Origin of the sequence: Collinsella sp. HCP28S3_G2, from assembly GCF_052065125.1 — a bacterium.
Lineage (GTDB): Bacteria > Actinomycetota > Coriobacteriia > Coriobacteriales > Coriobacteriaceae > Collinsella.
On record NZ_JBQHUO010000007.1, the window covers coordinates 1 to 16,281 of the forward strand.

Annotated in this window: 15 protein-coding genes; all 15 read right to left on the reverse strand. The window is 61.4% G+C overall.

All coding sequences use genetic code 11. The annotated features are described in order from the left end of the window. Positions 1 to 432: 432 nt before the first annotated feature. Positions 433 to 2,679 (reverse strand): polyribonucleotide nucleotidyltransferase, encoded by a 2,247-nt coding sequence (locus ACTNB2_RS05330; protein WP_441041555.1) that lies wholly within the window; start codon positions 2,677 to 2,679, stop codon positions 433 to 435. A gap of 150 nt (positions 2,680 to 2,829) precedes the next feature. Beyond that, the gene (rpsO, locus tag ACTNB2_RS05335) at positions 2,830 to 3,108 is read right to left on the reverse strand and encodes a 30S ribosomal protein S15 (protein ID WP_441041557.1); all 279 of its coding nucleotides are present in this window, start codon (positions 3,106 to 3,108) and stop codon (positions 2,830 to 2,832) included. Between the two features lie 138 nt (positions 3,109 to 3,246). Then, positions 3,247 to 3,996 (reverse strand): DNA repair protein RecO, encoded by a 750-nt coding sequence (gene recO / locus ACTNB2_RS05340; RefSeq protein ID WP_154516310.1) that lies wholly within the window; start codon positions 3,994 to 3,996, stop codon positions 3,247 to 3,249. 15 nt (positions 3,997 to 4,011) lie between these two features. Continuing rightward, entirely contained in the window at positions 4,012 to 5,085 is a 1,074-nt protein-coding gene (gene era / locus ACTNB2_RS05345; protein WP_441041558.1) for a GTPase Era, read from the reverse strand. A gap of 12 nt (positions 5,086 to 5,097) precedes the next feature. Beyond that, positions 5,098 to 5,475 (reverse strand): diacylglycerol kinase family protein, encoded by a 378-nt coding sequence (locus ACTNB2_RS05350; protein ID WP_427726826.1) that lies wholly within the window; start codon positions 5,473 to 5,475, stop codon positions 5,098 to 5,100. Positions 5,476 to 5,484: 9 nt separating this feature from the next. Further along, the gene (gene ybeY / locus ACTNB2_RS05355; RefSeq protein ID WP_427726828.1) at positions 5,485 to 5,994 is read right to left on the reverse strand and encodes an rRNA maturation RNase YbeY; all 510 of its coding nucleotides are present in this window, start codon (positions 5,992 to 5,994) and stop codon (positions 5,485 to 5,487) included. Beyond that, the gene (locus ACTNB2_RS05360) at positions 5,991 to 6,977 is read right to left on the reverse strand and encodes a PhoH family protein (protein ID WP_427717503.1); all 987 of its coding nucleotides are present in this window, start codon (positions 6,975 to 6,977) and stop codon (positions 5,991 to 5,993) included. Before ACTNB2_RS05360 ends, ybeY begins: the two co-directional genes overlap by 4 nt. Then, complete coding sequence (locus ACTNB2_RS05365) at positions 6,958 to 8,250, reverse strand: MiaB/RimO family radical SAM methylthiotransferase (RefSeq protein WP_370450600.1); 1,293 nt, start codon at positions 8,248 to 8,250, stop codon at positions 6,958 to 6,960. The genes ACTNB2_RS05360 and ACTNB2_RS05365 overlap by 20 nt, the downstream gene beginning before the upstream one ends. 9 nt (positions 8,251 to 8,259) lie before the next feature. After that, positions 8,260 to 9,408: a molecular chaperone DnaJ gene (dnaJ, locus tag ACTNB2_RS05370; protein WP_441041560.1), complete on the reverse strand. Its 1,149-nt coding sequence runs from the start codon at positions 9,406 to 9,408 to the stop codon at positions 8,260 to 8,262. 81 nt (positions 9,409 to 9,489) lie between these two features. Continuing rightward, positions 9,490 to 10,593, reverse strand: coding sequence for a DnaJ domain-containing protein (locus ACTNB2_RS05375; RefSeq protein WP_427717509.1), 1,104 nt, complete (start codon positions 10,591 to 10,593; stop codon positions 9,490 to 9,492). Positions 10,594 to 10,651: 58 nt separating this feature from the next. Next, positions 10,652 to 11,884, reverse strand: a complete 1,233-nt coding sequence (locus ACTNB2_RS05380; protein WP_441041562.1) for a coproporphyrinogen-III oxidase family protein — start codon at positions 11,882 to 11,884, stop codon at positions 10,652 to 10,654. Positions 11,885 to 11,886: 2 nt separating this feature from the next. Further along, positions 11,887 to 12,930 (reverse strand): tRNA dihydrouridine synthase DusB, encoded by a 1,044-nt coding sequence (dusB, locus tag ACTNB2_RS05385; RefSeq protein WP_441041564.1) that lies wholly within the window; start codon positions 12,928 to 12,930, stop codon positions 11,887 to 11,889. Positions 12,931 to 12,934: 4 nt separating this feature from the next. Beyond that, positions 12,935 to 14,746, reverse strand: coding sequence for a translation elongation factor 4 (gene lepA, locus ACTNB2_RS05390; protein ID WP_441041566.1), 1,812 nt, complete (start codon positions 14,744 to 14,746; stop codon positions 12,935 to 12,937). A 96-nt stretch (positions 14,747 to 14,842) separates the two neighbouring features. Continuing rightward, complete coding sequence (rpsT, locus tag ACTNB2_RS05395; protein WP_022094714.1) at positions 14,843 to 15,109, reverse strand: 30S ribosomal protein S20; 267 nt, start codon at positions 15,107 to 15,109, stop codon at positions 14,843 to 14,845. Between the two features lie 133 nt (positions 15,110 to 15,242). After that, positions 15,243 to 16,205 carry a DNA polymerase III subunit delta gene (gene holA, locus ACTNB2_RS05400; RefSeq protein WP_427747932.1) on the reverse strand — a complete coding sequence of 321 codons (963 nt, stop codon included), beginning with the start codon at positions 16,203 to 16,205 and terminating at the stop codon, positions 15,243 to 15,245. Between the last annotated feature and the right edge of the window lie 76 nt (positions 16,206 to 16,281).

Below are 16,281 nucleotides of genomic sequence, written 5' to 3' on the forward strand. Positions count from 1 at the left end.
AGTTTGCTGCTCTACAGTCCTGCGCAAGACGGAAAGCACATTAAGTGCTTTCCTTTGCGTGCGGAACTCGCGACAAACTTAACCCGCCCCGGCCCCCGATGGCCCCAGACCTGCCAAAAAGGGACAGGTTTATTTTGGTCGGTTTTATCTGGGGTAATGCCGCGCATGCGATTATCTAAAGATCTGAATTCAGATAACTGAATAGACTATCTGACAAAATCGAAACCCGCACCAACCAGCGCTTTTGCTATTCCCGGCGGGGGCCGCGGGTAAAGTTTATCGCGAGTTCCGCACGAGCCGGAGAGCACTTAATGTGCTCTCCGTGCGAGCAGGACTGTAGAGCAGGAAACTTTATCCGCGGACCCCGCCGGGAATAGTAAAAGGGCGACCCCTGTCCAGAGTCGCCCTTGTTGAGCCGCTTATGTGTAGCTGTTACTCGGCGTCGTGGTGACGGCGGGGCTTGCGGCCTCCGTTGTCGCCGGGACGGCGCGGACGGTCGCTGCGCTCGGAGCGCTCGCGACGCGGACGCTCACGGCGCTGGAAGTGCTCACCGTCGCCCTCGGAGGCACCCTCGGCACGAGCCGGGGCCTCGGGCTTATCCAGACGATCGAGCGAAATCTTGCCGCGATCGTCGACCTCGATGACGACGACCTTAACCTCGTCGCCCACGTTGAGGACATCCTCGACCTTCTCCACGCGACCCTTGGCAACGCGGGAGATGTGCAGCAGGCCGTCCTTACCGGGCAGCAGGTTAACAAAGGCGCCGAAGGGCTGGATGGAGACCACGCGACCGGTGTACTCCTCGCCCGGCTCGGGAACCTTGATGATGAGCTTGATGCGCTCGACAGCCTGGTCGACGGACTCGCCGGTGCCGCCGACAAAGACAGTGCCGTCCTCCTGGATGTCGACCAAAGCACCGGTCTCGTCTTGGATGCCGCGGATGACCTTACCGCCGGAACCGATAACGTCGCGGATCTTGTCGGTCGGAACCTGGATGGAGACGATGCGCGGAGCGGTGCTGCGCGTGGTGTGGCGCGGCTCGGGGATCACATCGAGCATCTTCTGCAGGATGAAGGCGCGACCCTCCTTGGCCTGCTGCAGGGCGCGGGCCAGGATGTCAAAGGTAAGGCCGGTGGCCTTGTTGTCCATCTGCAGAGCGGTAATGCCCTCGGTGGTGCCGGTGACCTTAAAGTCCATATCGCCCAGGAAGTCCTCGAGACCCTGGATGTCGGACAGGACCACGGTCTTGCCCTCCTCCTGGATCAGACCCATGGCGATACCGGAGACCGGGCGCTTAATGGGCACGCCACCGTCCATAAGGGCGAGCGTGGAGCCGCAGGTCGAAGCCATCGAAGAGGAGCCGTTGGACTCCATGACCTCGGAGACCACGCGGATGGCGTAGGGGAACTCGTTCTCGTCGGGGAGCACCGGAAGCAGGGCGCGCTCGGCCAGGTTGCCGTGGCCGATCTCGCGGCGCTTGGGGCTACCCATGCGGCCGGTCTCGCCGGTGCAGAACGGCGGGAAGTTGTAGTGGTGCATGTAGCGCTTGCCCTCGGTGGGCTCGATGGTATCCAGACGCTGGCCCTCGTTGAGCATGCCGAGCGACAGGACGGAGAGCACCTGGGTCTGGCCGCGCTGGAACAGGCCGGAGCCATGAACGAGCGGCAGGTAGTTGTCCTTCACCATAATGGGGCGAATCTCATCGGCGGTACGGCCGTCGACGCGCTCACCGGTCTCGACGACCATGGTGCGCATGGCCTTCTTCTCGAGCTTCTTGAGTGCCACGGGGATCTCGCGCTCCCAAGCGGCCTGCTCCTCCTCGGTGAACTCGGCACGGATGGACTCCTTCAGAGCCTCGACCTTGCCGATACGGGAGAGCTTGTCGGCGTCGCGAAGGGCGGCTGCCATCTCGTCGTAGTGGGCGAAGATGCGCTCCTGGACCTCCTCGACGGGCTGGTCGAGCGGGTACTCCTTCTTGACGATAGCGCCGTTGACCTGCTCCCACTCGGCAACGAACTCGTCCTGAGCCCGGCAGAAGGCAGCGAGGGCCTCCTGGCCAAACTTCATGGCGGCGAGCATATCGTCCTCGGAGATCTCATCGGCGCCGGCCTCGACCATCGAGATGAAGTCGGCAGAGCCGCCCAGCTCCAGGTCCAGATCGGAGTTCTCGCGCTCCTCATAGGTGGGGTTGACGATAAACTCGCCGGTCTCCACGTTGCGGCCGATGCGCACGCACGCAAGCGGGCCCTCGAAGGGCACGCCGCCGAGCGTCATAGCCAGGGAGGCACCCATGACGTTGATGACGTCGAAGGGGTTGACCTGGTCGGCGACGAGCGAGGTGGCGACGATGTGCACCTCGTTGCGGAAGCCGTCCGGGAAGCTCGGGCGAATAGGACGGTCGATCATGCGGGCCGTGAGCGTGGCCTTCTCGCTGGGACGGCCCTCGCGCTTGAGGTAGCCACCCGGGATACGGCCGGCAGCGTACATCTTCTCGTTGAAGTCGACGGTCAGCGGAAAGAAGTCGTAGTTCTTGCGCTCCTTGGAGACGACCACGGTGTCGAGCATCGTGGTGTCGCCCTGCTTGACCAGACAGGCGCCGGTGGCCTGCTTGGCGAGCTCGCCCGACTCAAAGGTGTAGGTCTTGCCGTACAGCTCAAAGGTCTTGGATACGAGTGTCATTGTTCTCCTTTACCCCGCAGACCCCTTGCCTGCGGGCTTCTCATGTGACGCGGGCCCCCTGCCCCCGCCACGCTTCAGAGCGTGATTGTTCACGCCCTTACACAAAAAGAGCGCCCCGCTGCGCAGGACGCTCTTAGCATGTACAAATCCTTACTGGATGTTGTCGCGGATGCCCAGAGCCTTGATGAACTCACGATACTCGACGACGTCGTTCTTCTTGATGTAGGAGAGAAGACGACGACGGCGACCGACGAGCATGAGCAGACCACGACGGGTGTGGAAGTCCTTCTGGTGGGACTTCATGTGCTCGGTCAGCTCCTTGATGCGCTCGGTCAGGATGGCGACCTGAACCTTGGGGTTGCCGGTGTCGACCGGGGTGTTACCGAACTGGGCAGTCAGCTCCGCCTTGCGCTCTTTGGAAACAGTCATTGTTTCACCTTTCGTTTCGCGTCGCCCGCGGGCGACTCTATTCGCCTCGGACTGGGAAGCCGCCGGTGGAGCGAGCATCCAAGGTCGAGGTACCAACAGGTCGGTATGTTACCACAAGCGGACCGCGTATGCCCATCATCACCGACCCAACATGAATTCCATCGCGCGAAGACGCTGATCGGTGTGCGTGGCAGCCCAAACATGCGAAAGCCCCAGCAAAAAGGCGGCAGTATGGGGATCGACCCTCTCGGCCATGAGCGCATCGAAGGTCATTGACATGAGGGCGCGCAGCCATGCGACCTCGCCGGTCGACACCAGCTCGGCACCCGGAACGCTCGACGCGCACGACCCGCACATGAGCCCGCCCGCCTGGGGCGAAAAATACGACAGCATAGGGTCTCCGCACAGTACGCAGGCCGAAAAATCGGGTCGATAGCCAACGTGCGACAACAGCTTAAAGACATATGCCGCCACAAGCAGGTCCATATGTGCCGTGTCGAGCCTGCTGCCCACCAGGGCAAGTGCTCGCTGCGTAATGGCAAAGGTAAACGGGTCCTCGGCGTCCTCGAACGAGCACACGCGCGCGACCTCGGCGATCGCGCTTGCGGCGCAGGTCGTCTCGTAATCGGGCGCGGCGCCGAGCGGCGCCTCCATAAGCTCGGCCTGAGAAACCACGTCGAGCGACCGTCCGTGCGCGAGCAGCATATCGACGGTACAGAACAGCTCGCAGCGCGCCGCCAGGCGCCCGCCGGGTTTGCGCGCGCCCTTTGCCACGGCACGGACCTGCCGACCCCGCTCATCAAGCATCGTCAAGATCAGATCGGTCTCCTTGAGCTTGGTCTTATCGAGGACGAGTACCTTTGTGCGATATGTCCGTGAGCCTGCCATGAGCGCCGTGCGCCCTTAGTCCTCGGCGTTGTAGCCAAAACGGCGAATCTGGGCCTCGTCGTCACGCCAGCCGGCCTTTACCTTCACGTCCAGCTCCAAAAAGACCTGCGTGCCAAAGATGCGCTCAAGATCGCGACGGGCGTCGATGCCGATATGCTTGATCATCTCGCCGCCCTTACCGATGATGATGCCCTTTTGGCCCTCGCGCTCAACGTAAATAGTGGCATGCACGCGCAGCACCTTCTTGGTCTGCTCGAGCGCATCGCAGATTACGCCAACGGAGTGCGGAATCTCATCACGGGTGCGGCGCAAGACCTTCTCGCGCACAAACTCGGCAACGAGCGTCTCGTCGGAAGCGTCGGTACCCATGTCCTCGGGGAACCAACGCGGGCCCTCGGGCAAAAAGTGCGCAACGGTCTCGATGAAGGCATCGACGTTGAAGTTCTTGACCGACGACGTCACGATCTCATCGTCATATTCCATGAGCACGTGGGCGGCCTTAAGCTGCTCCATGACCTGTGCGGGGTCGGCCTCATCGGCCTTGGTGAGTACCAGGACCTTCTTGGAACGGGCGCATCTGACGCGCTCGGCAACCCAGGCGTCTCCCCTGCCGATCGGTTTGGTGGCATCAATCAAAAACGCGACGACATCGACATCGTTTAGCTCGAACAGCGCGCTCTTGTTGAGCTCGGACCCTAGACCGTCCTTGGGTTTGTGAATACCCGGGGTATCGACAAAAACCAGCTGGTAGCCGGGGCGATTGACGACGGCGCGCATGCGACGGCGGGTCGTCTGGGCCACCGGCGAGGTGATGGCGACCTTTTTGCCATAGCAGGCGTTGAGCAGCGTGGACTTACCGGCGTTGGGGCGACCGACCAGGGCCACGAAGCCGCTGCGGAAACCGGGCTCAACGTCGCCAAAGCCCGCGAGGCTGTCGTCCTCGTCGCACAGGGCGTCGAGCTCCTCGTCACTCATGCCCTCAAACGGGTCGAACTCCTCGACCTCGCAAGCCTCAGTCGCTTCGGCATCCACAGCATCCAGGGGCTCGTCGTCCAGCGTTTCATCGATAGGCTGCATATTGTCGGACATGAAAATCCCTTTCTAAATAAAGCCGAGCGCGTGGGCAAATACCAACAAGCCCACAATCGCGGCGGTGATGGAAAGAACGTATACGGAGGCGGCGGCGATATCCTTTGCACGCTTTGCCAGCGGATGGAATTCCTGGGTCGCCAAATCGACAATCGCCTCCATGGCGGTGTTGCACAGCTCGCCGTGAATCACCAGGCCGCAGCAAATGATAATCGTAGCCCACTCGGCAATGTCGAGCCCCACGATGCAGCCGGCAATGACAGTGCACACACCCGCCACGAGCATGACCTTAATGTTACGCTCGGTCTTGACGGCGGTAACGAAGCCCTCCATGGCGTAGGAGAACGACTTTAAAAAGGACGGATGGTCCTTGTTCGATCCGGGAATCATAGACGGCTCCTAGTCGTGGGCATGGTTGGTGATGGGGCCGACGTGAACCAGCTTGGGGTCCTCGCCGCGCTCGAGCGCCAAATCGCGCAGGATGGCGTCCTCGCGGGCCTCCATGACCTCGGCCTCGTCGTCCACGATATGATCGTAGCCCAGTAAATGCAACATGCCATGCACGAGCATCAGGCGGCACTCATCGGCAGGGCTATTGCCAAAGCCGGGGGCCTGACGGGCAATGACCTGCGGGGCCAAGATGATATCGCCGAGCTCGAGCGTCTCGTCGGCTGGGATATCCTCGTCAAAGGCCGAGTCGCATTCAAACGAGAGGACATCGGTGGTACGGTCGATACCGCGCCACTCGTGGTTGAGCTCGCGCATCTCATCCTCATCGACATACGAAAGGGAAATCTCGACTTTTCGCTCAACGCCCTCGGCAGCAAGCACGACCTCGCAGATGTGCTCTACCTCCTGCGCGTCAAGCAGCGTATCGAGCTCGGCATCGTTGCTGATCAATACACTCAACGGGACTCCTTTCGGTCGCGCACGCGTTTCTCGCGCACGTCATCATAAGCATCATATGCCTCGACGATTCGCCCCACCAAGGCGTGACGCACCACGTCGGCACGCTCGAGGTGCGAAAACGCGACATCGTCGACACGACCCAAAATCTGCTCAACGTCGGCAAGACCGCCGCGACGACCTACCAAGTCACGCTGGCTCAGGTCACCGGTAATCACAAACTTGGAGTTAAAGCCCAGGCGCGTCAGGAACATCTTCATCTGTTCGGGCGTGGTATTTTGAGCCTCGTCGAGCACCACGAAGGCATCGCTCAGCGTACGACCGCGCATGTAGGCAAGCGGGGCGATCTCGATCACGCCACGCTCCATAAGCTCATCGGTGCGCTCGCGATCCATCATGTCAAAAAGGGCGTCGTAGAGCGGACGCATGTAGGGATCGATCTTTTCCTCGAGGGTACCGGGCAAAAAGCCCAAGTTCTCCCCCGCCTCGACAACCGGACGCGTCAAGATCAGACGGCCCACCTCGTGACGCTTGAGCGCGGCAACGGCAAGCGCCATGGCCAGATAGGTCTTACCGGTACCAGCAGGACCCAAGCCAAACGTGATGGTATGCGAGCGGATGGCATCCACATAGCGCTTTTGACCGAGCGTCTTGGGGCGAATGGCACGACCGCGATACGAAAGCAGCACATCATCGCGAAGCGACGTAGCCCCGTACTCACCGTCGCGCAAGACAGCCAGGCAGCGAGAGACATCGTCGACAGACAGCGTCCGTCCGGCGGCAACCTCGCGAAAAGCATGCTCGAAAAAGCGCGCCACGAGCTCGACCTCGTCCGGGTCACCGCACACGGCGATACTGTCGCCACGGGCGACCACGTGGGCGCGAACCAAGCTCTCGAGCGCACGAAGGACGCCGTCGCCGGCACCCAAAACGCGCGAGGGATCAATTCCATCGGGAACGGTAAGTCTAATCTTCGAGGCTTCCATGAACCTCCCTGCGTGCATGGACCAAGCCGGAATCATCGACTCCGATGATAGCAACATCGAGCAGGCACGGGGCTGTGAGTCCGCAGGTATCGTCAAGACGGGCATGATGGAACGAACCGAGCGTCAGGTTGTCGCCATACTCGAGCACGGCACGCTCGACGGTGCCCACGCGACGGCGGGCGTCGGCAATGGCGAGTTCCTGCGCCGCGGCTCGCATACGACGGCTGCGCTCAGCCATAACCTCGGGCGGCACCTGGTCGGGCATATCGGCAGCAAGGGTACCGGGACGCTTGCTATAGCGGAAGACATGCATGCGCGAAAAGCCCACGCGACGGCACAACGCCAGCGACTCCTCAAATTCCGCGTCCGTCTCGCCGGGAAAACCGACGATGACGTCGCACGAAAGGGACGCCTGAGGCAAGTTGGCGCGGATCATACGCACCGTCTCCTCAAATGCCTCGGCGCTATAGGGACGGCCCATGCGATGCAGGGTCGCCGTGCAGCCAGACTGCACGGGCAGGTGCAAAAACGGGGCGATGCGCTGCGGATAGCGCGCCATGACCTTAAGCAGGGGCTCGGAGATATCCATGGGCTCGACCGAGGAAATGCGCACATGAGGAATAGACGTACGCTCCATGATTGCCTCGAGCAGCTCATCGATCTCGACGTGTTCGTCGGTCGCACTCTTGCCATCGTAGGCGCCCAGGTTCACGCCCGTCAGCACCACCTCGGGCACGCCGGCCTCCTGAGCCTCACGAACTTGTTCGAGCACAGACTCGACCGGCACGGAGCGCTCGGGGCCGCGGGCCTTCCACACAATGCAATAGGTGCAACGATGGTTGCAGCCGTCCTGGATCTTCACACCCAGACGCGAGCGACCGAGCGCATCGACCACATCGCCGTCGCTACAGGCGGCCACACTATCGGACTCAACGCCCAGCACCTCGCAGACGCGTTCGGCGACATCGATCTTAGACGGCTCCGCGATCACGCGGTCCGAAAGCTCCAGAAGCTCCTCGGGGTGCAAATTGACAACGCACCCGGTCACGACCACATAGGGCTCTTTTGGATGAGCCAGCGCATGGCGGACGGCCTTACGGGTCTTGGCCTCGGCCTCGCCCGTAACGGCACAGGTGTTAATGACAATCAGCTCCGCATCCTGAGGCTCCACCATTGCAAAACCCAGGCGCATAAGATCGGCAGTGATACGGTCGGACTCAACCCGGTTGACACGGCAGCCGAGGTTGACAACAGAGATATGAGGTGCGAGCACGCGGGCTCCTTAATCGAGGATGTCGTCGAGAGCGCTCTTAATGCGATCGGTCACCGATTTCTTGCCGGAAGCGACATCGTCGCCCGACTCGGCGGCGAAAGCCTCGAGCAGCTCGCGCTGCTTGGCGGAAAGGTTCGTGGGGACGAGCACGCGCAGCTGAACGATCAAGCGTCCACGCGAGCCGCCACCGCCGATACGGGGCATACCGTAGTTGTTGACACTCACGGTGTCGCCGTACTGCGTACCGGCGGGGACGCACACCTTGACGACCTCGTCGGGTAAAATGCCCTCAACCTTAATCTCGCAGCCGAGCGCAGCCTGCGCAATCGAGATATCGCTCACGAGGTACAGGTCGTCGCCGTTGCGTTTAAAACGCTCGTGATCGGCGACGCGCACGTTGACGATCAGGTCGCCCGAGGGCTCACCACGAAGGCCCGCCTCGCCAAAGCCGCTCACGCGCAGCTGACGACCGGTCGAGACGCCGGCGGGGATATCGATGTCGATCTTTTCGTGCGAAGGCGTGCGGCCCTGACCGTCGCAGGTCTCGCAGGGATGGTCGATGACCGTACCTTCGCCATGGCAGTCGGGGCAGGGCGAAGAGGACTGAACCTGACCCAGGAACGAGCGCTGGACCGTCGTGACATAGCCCGTGCCGTGGCAACGGCTGCACTGCTTTTCGGCCGCACCCTCGGCCCTACCGGTGCCATTGCAATCCTCGCAGGGGGCAAGGCGGTCATAGCTGATCGTCTTTTTGCAACCGAGCGCCGCCTCCTCAAGGGTCACCGAAAGGGAGATGGCCATATCGCGGCCGCGACGACGCTCGCGGCGATTTCGGGCGCCACCGCCGGCGCCGCCGCCAAAGAACGACGAAAAGAGGTCGTCCATGCCCATGCCGCCAAAGATATCGTTAATGTCGACATAGCCGGAGCCACCGGGGCCGTCGGGCGAACCGTAGCGATCGTAGTTTGCACGCTTCTGCTCGTCGGAAAGAACGGAATATGCCTCGTTGAGCTCTTTGAACTTGGCCTCGGCATCGGGGTCGTCCGAAACGTCCGGGTGTACGATACGGGCCTTCTTTAGAAACGCGCGCTTAATCGTCCGCGCGTCGGCATCCTTGTCGACGCCAAGTACCTCGTAGTAATCCCTATTTTCCGACACGACCGAATCCTTCCGACTTTCATTATTGTCACAGTGCGTCCTATACCCAAGCTGGGCCGACCGCAAACAAAGGGTTTGATGTTATTGCATTGCGTAGGGCGAAAGCATGGCACGTTGCGAGCAGCTCGCAAACCAAACCGACACGAGAGCAAACATAAATCCGTTGGCAAAACCGTTGGCAAACTGCATCGCGCCGCGCTTCCACCACAGCAGGCTGCGGTGAAGCACGCCGTCCGAGAGCACCATGAACAAGCCCATGGCAAACGGAACAAAGCACATCATGGCAAAGGCCGAGAACACGCCCGAGATGGCCGACAGCACCAAAAAAGGCGCCACGATGCCCATCAGGTAAAAACCGGTACGAGCCTTGCCCTCCAGGCGTTCGGCCTCGACATGGGCGCGCCCGACCAAATCGCCGCCCGAGGCACCGTTGGTGCCTGCGTGACCCATGCCGTCAATATGGACCTCGTCGCCATCATGCGTGCCGGCAGGAAACTCAATCGTCTGCTCGGAGGTCACACGGGTCCGCCCGCTGCCACCGCAATCGGGGCAGGGGTCGGCGACGACCTTACCGGAACCGCCGCACTCGGGGCAAACCGACTGGAACGTGCCGGCACCAAACAGGAAGGACAGGTCGACGTCGATGTGGCCGCGACCGCCGCAGCTCGGACAGGTATGTGCATGCTCGGACGAGACAGAGCCCGAGCCTCCGCAATGACCACAGGTATCGAAGCGCGTATAGCGGACGGTCTTGCGGGCACCGCCCTTGGCCTCCTTGGCGTCGAGCTTAATATCGACGACCACGTTGGCGCCGTTCTCGGGATTATAGGCAGCCTGGCTGCGACGCTGCTGGCCCCAGGCGCCACCAAAGGGAAAGCCGCCCTCAAAGGGATTGCCATAGCCTGCGCTGCCGGCGTAGCCGCCGCCATAGGGCGAAGCAGAAGGAGCGCCGGCGAAGGGATTGCCCGAGCGCATGGCATCATAGCGCGCACGCTTCTGCTCGTCCGAAAGCACGGCATAGGCCTCGGAAACCTCTTTAAACTTTTCCTCGGCATCCGGCTCTTTGTTGACGTCCGGATGGAGCTTGCGGGCCTTTTGCTGAAAGGCCTTCTGTATATCACGCGAGGTGGCGTCCTTGGAGACACCCAAGATCTCGTAGTAATCTTTTTCGTTCATCGTCGCCATGCGCGGCAACCTCCTGCTCACAGCAGCGTATATATTGCGGTAATTCTACCCGAGCGGCCTAAGCTAGACCCCAAAACAGCTCGAACAGCATATTTCCATCGAGCCAGCCCAAGTGGGTGGGCGCTAAACGGGCGCGGGCGCGACCTGCTACAACATCTTTTGAGGTGATGCGTCCCGCATGCCCCTCGACATCATCGGGCACCCAGGTGGCAAGGCCCAACTCGAGCGCACGGTCGCAGGACGCCGCCAGCTCGTCTGCAGGAATCACGCTTGCCGAGCGAACCAACAGGTCGGGCCCAATGCCACGCGTCATGCGACAGGCGAGCATCAAATCCTCCGCCGCCGCCTCGCGCTGCGACAGATACTCGGCATCAAACGTCGTCGCGGCATCGTCGCGTTGCACCAGACGCACGCGATACGCATCGCCGCGAGCGGGCACGTCGGGATAAAGCCCGGCCAAGCGATCGAAATCATCGGCGTCGAGCATGCCCGCGGCAGAGCGACCCAGGCCCAGATAGCCCCGTCCGGTCCAGTAGGCAATGTTGTGGGCGCACTCATGATCGTCGAGTGCATAGCTTGCCACCTCATACGGGTGATAGCCGGCCGCGCCCAGACGCTCGCGCGCCGCTTCCATGCACGCAGCCTGAAAATCCTCGTCGGGCTCGAGCGACTCGTCGTAACACGCCATGCGGTAGAGCGGCGTGCCTTCCTCGAGCGTGAGCGGGTACACCGACACATGTTGCGGCGCCGCTGCCAACACGCCATCGAGCGTGCGCTTCCAACTCGCTGCGGTCTGCCCGGGAAGGCCGCACATAAGGTCGCACGACACATCGAGCCCAGCGTCCTTAACCGTCGTGATGGCAGCGAGCGCCCGATCGGCATCGTGAATGCGGCCGATGGCAGTGAGTTCGGTGTTATCGAGCGTTTGCACACCCACAGAGACACGTGTGACACCAACCTTGGCAAGCGCAGCGGCAAGCTCGGCGGTCAGCGACTCAGGATTAGCCTCGCAGGTAAACTCAACGGGCTTGCACCACATGCAAATACGCCGGGCAAGCTCCACCAGACGCTCTCCCGCCAGCGACGGTGTGCCGCCGCCAACATAGACGGTGCGGACTTGCGCAAGCGCCCCGGTGTCTCCAAAGGCATCAAGGCGCGTATACAGCTGCTCAAAATAGGCATCGAGCGCAGCGCTCAGGTCGCACGGAGCAAAACTGCGTGAGTCAAAGTCGCAGTACCGACACTTTTGAGCGCAAAACGGCACATGCACGTACAGCGCGGTAACGGCCACCGTTAGGCCTCCAGCGGATGGGCGGGCACCGACTCGCCAGCGGCAAGTGCGGCCTCGCAGGCCACCACATCGCGCTCGATATCATCGACCAATGCCATGAACTCCTCATATGTGGAGCAACGCACCACCTGGGCACGCCAGGCGGCGGCATGGGGCATGCCCTTTAGATACCAACTCGCGTACGTACGGGCACGCGACATGAGCGGCAGAAGCTCATGCGTCAGCGTGAGATGCTCGCGCAGGGCGTCCAGGCGCTCGACAGAGCTGCGCACCGGCACCGGTACGCCATTGAGCGCAAGGGCGCGAGCATCACCAAAGACCCAGGGATTACCGTAGATACCGCGTGCGATAAACACCGCGCTGGCACCCGAGTTGCGCAGATGCTCCGCGGCATCCTCGGCCGAGAACACGTCGCCCGAACCGATGACGGGAATCTCGACAGCATCGGCCACCTCATCGACGACCGACCAATCGGCCTGACCCGTATAGAGCTGCGTGGCACAGCGACCATGCACCGCCACAGCAGCGGCGCCCGCCCCCTCGAGCATCTGGGCAAACGTCGCGGCATTGCGATCTTCGGCGTAAAAGCCTTTGCGGATCTTAACGGTCACGGGCACGTGCGCCGCGCCCACCGCCGCCTCGACGATCTTTTCGGCCAGCTCGGGCGTGCGCATGAGCGCCGAGCCCTCGCCTTTGGTGACGACCTTGCGAGCCGGGCAGGCCATGTTGATATCGATCAGCGACAGGCGATCGCCCACACGCTCCTCGACGGCAGCGACGGCGCTCGCAAATTGATCGGGCTTGGAGCCAAAGAGCTGTACGCAGATCTGCTGCTCCTCGTCTGCCGGCAGCACCAGGCGCCACGTCTTATTGCTGGCATAGGCAAGGCCCGCCACGCTCACCATCTCGCTATAGGCAAGATTGGCGCCGCGGCGGCGGCACATGATGCGATAGGCGGGATCGGTCACGCCGGCCATGGGAGCCATAAGGAACGGCTGCTCGGCATAGGCACCCAGCAGCCGCGTACTGTATTCGGAAAGCGCCATGGAACTACTCGTCCACCTTGAGGATCGCCATAAAGGCCTCTTGCGGGACCTCGACCGAACCGATGGCCTTCATGCGCTTCTTGCCCTCTTTCTGCTTCTCGAGCAGCTTGCGCTTACGCGAGATATCGCCGCCATAGCACTTGGCCAAAACGTCCTTGCGGCGCGCCTTGACGGTCGAGCGGGCAATGATCTTGTTGCCGATGGCACCCTGAATGGGCACCTCGAACAGCTGGCGCGGAATAATATCCTTAAGCTTGTCGCACAACCCGCGGGCCAGCCCATAGGCCTTGTCCTTGTGCACGATAAACGAAAGCGCGTCCACCTCGTCGCCCGAAAGCAGGATATCGAGCTTGACGAGCTCGGAGGGACGATACTCGTTGAACTCATAATCGAGCGACGCATAGCCCTTGGTGCGGCTCTTGAGCTGGTCAAAGAAGTCCAGGATGAGTTCGGCGAGCGGCATGTCGAAGCGCATCTCGACCGATTTGCTCGTGAGGTGGATCATGTCGGTCGTAATGCCGCGGTGCTCGATAGCGAGCTGCATGACGGCTCCCGTATACTCGGGCGGGCAGATAATCTTGGCCTTGAGGTAGGGCTCCTCAATGCGCTCGATGCGCGTAGCCTCGGGCAGATCCTGCGGGCTGCGGACATCAATCATCTCGCCGTCGGTCTTGTAGACGTGGTAGTCCACCGAAGGGCTCGTGGCGATGAGGTCCAGGTTGAACTCACGCTCCAGGCGCTCCTTGACGACCTCCATATGCAGCAGGCCCAAGAAGCCAACGCGGAAGCCAAAGCCGAGCGCCACCGAGGTCTCGGGCTCCCACACCAACGAAGGGTCGTTGACATGCAGCTTATCGAGAGCGTCACGCAGGTTCTCATAATCCTTGTTGTCGATCGGGAACAAGCCCGTATAGACCATGGGCTTGGCCTCACGGTAACCGGGAAGCGGCTCAGGGCAGGGATTCGATGCCCACGTGAGGGTATCGCCCACGCGAACGGCCTCAGGGTTCTTCAGGCCCGTGACCACGTAGCCCACCTCACCGACCGTCAGCGCGTCGACCGGAGTCTCGGCGGGACGCTTGACGCCCACGCCATCGACCAAAAAGTCGCCCTCAGCCTGCATCATGCGCAGGGTATCGCCCTTCTTGATGGAGCCGTCAAAGACGCGGACCGTGGCGACGACGCCGCGGTACTCGTCAAAATACGAATCCAGGATGAGCGCCTTGAGCGGCGCCGTCGCATCGCCCTTGGGCGGTGAGATCAAAAAGACGATGGACTCCAGCAGATCATGGATGCCCTCGCCGGTCTTGCCCGATACGCATACGGCATCGTCGGCAGGAATCGCAAGGTCATCCTCGATCTCGGTCTTAACCTCGTCGGGGTGTGCCGACGGCAAGTCGATCTTGTTGATAGCGGGCACGATATCCAGGTTGGCGTTCATGGCGAGCGTCGCGTTGGAGACGGTCTGCGCCTCGACGCCCTGCGTGGCGTCGACGACGAGCACCGCACCCTCGCAAGCGGCAAGCGAACGCGAGACCTCGTAGGTGAAGTCCACGTGGCCCGGCGTATCGATCAGGTTGAACTGATACGTCTCGCCATCGTCGGCGTCATAGGAAACGCGAACGGCATTGGACTTGATCGTGATGCCGCGCTCTCGCTCGATATCCATGGTGTCGAGCAGCTGCGATTCCATGTCGCGCTCGTCGACGGTATGGGTGAGCTCGAGGATGCGATCACTGATCGTGGACTTGCCATGGTCGATGTGCGCAACGATCGAGAAGTTGCGGATGTGGGAAATGTCAATTGAAGTATTCATGCGGACTATCTTACCCGAGCGGTACAAAAAATGGAGCCTGTTCCATAAAACAGGCTCCATTTATGCGCGTAATCTGTGTGGTGTGAAATTTACAACTTAGGCGTTGATGCTGTTCACGAGCTTGGCAAGACCGGACTTGCGGTTGGAAGCCTGGTTCTTGTGGATAACATGCTTGGCGGCAGCCATGTCGAGACGCTTGGTGACGGTCTTGAGGGCAGCCTGGGCCTTCTCGGCGTCGCCCTCGGCGACGGCGGACTGGACGTGCTTGGTCAGCGTCTTGAGCTCGGACTTGACAGCCTTGTTACGCATGCGAGCTGCCTCATTGGTGCGGATACGCTTCTTCTGAGACTTGATGTTTGCCACTTCTGGAGTTCCTTTCGAGTTCCTTGCAAAAAATGTATGACACCTCTGAGACACGGTGAGGTCATGCAAGCGCCTACTATAGCACGCTCCCCCTCAAAGGGATAGAACGAATTTGTCAAATAGACAGGTATCATCACGATTTTCTCAAGATGTTCGTAATCCAGAGCAAAAGCGCGTTCTGAGAATCGGCCGAACCCTTAAGAGCGAGCTCAACATCGACCGCACCCTCGAGCGCCGCGACGAGCTCCGCCATCGAAAAGCGGCGTGCCCAGGTCAGGTGATTCTTAACCTGCCAGGGTTGAAGCTTGAGCGTCGCGGCAAGCTCGCGACCCTGCCCACGCGCATCGAGCGCCTTGGCGACGATAAGCTCGCGAATGCGTCCGCACAGCAGCGTGTAGGTCCACACATAGCTCTTGGCGGGTAGCAGCCCAAAGAGCTCAAGCGAGCGGCGCATATCACGAGCCGAGACCGCGTTGAGAAAATCCCAGGGCTGAACTTCGGCCGTGCGCACGATCCAGCGTTCCACATCGGCAAGCTCAATTTGCGGCGCATCGACCATCTGGGCAAGCTTGGCCAAGTCGTTATCGAGCATGCGAGTGTTTTCACCCGAACGCGAGACGAGTTCCTCGGCGGCCGCCGTCGAGATCGACTTGCCGTGCTGCGTCGCCATCTGCTGCACGCGGCGCGGTAGCTCCCAGCGCTTGGTGCCGGAGCAATCGATCACGGCCTTCTTGTCGATCTTGGCGATCGCCTTATACAGGCGCGTGTTCTTGGCAAGCGAGTCGGCGATGATGAGACAGACCGTTGTGGGGCTTGGACTCGCTAAATACTCGACAAGCGGCTCCGAGACCGCCTTGGCGAGCTTTGAGCAGCCGTCAAGGATTACCAAGCGAAACTCGCTGCCCATGGGAAAAGTGTTGAGCGATCCGATAATGGACTCGATATCGGGGTCCTTGGTCATGTCGCGCTCGTCGAGGTTGAACTCGACCATACCCGACTTTTCCAGACGTGCTTTCATACGCGAGACGGCGTGGTCGCGCTTGACTCCGTCGGTACCGACGATCAGATATGCCGGCAGCAGACCGGTTTCAGACATCGCGCTCCCCTCCCGCAGGCTCTCCTGTTCGTACCGTGCCATTCTATCCCACGGGTTGGTCCCGCGCCAACGGCAG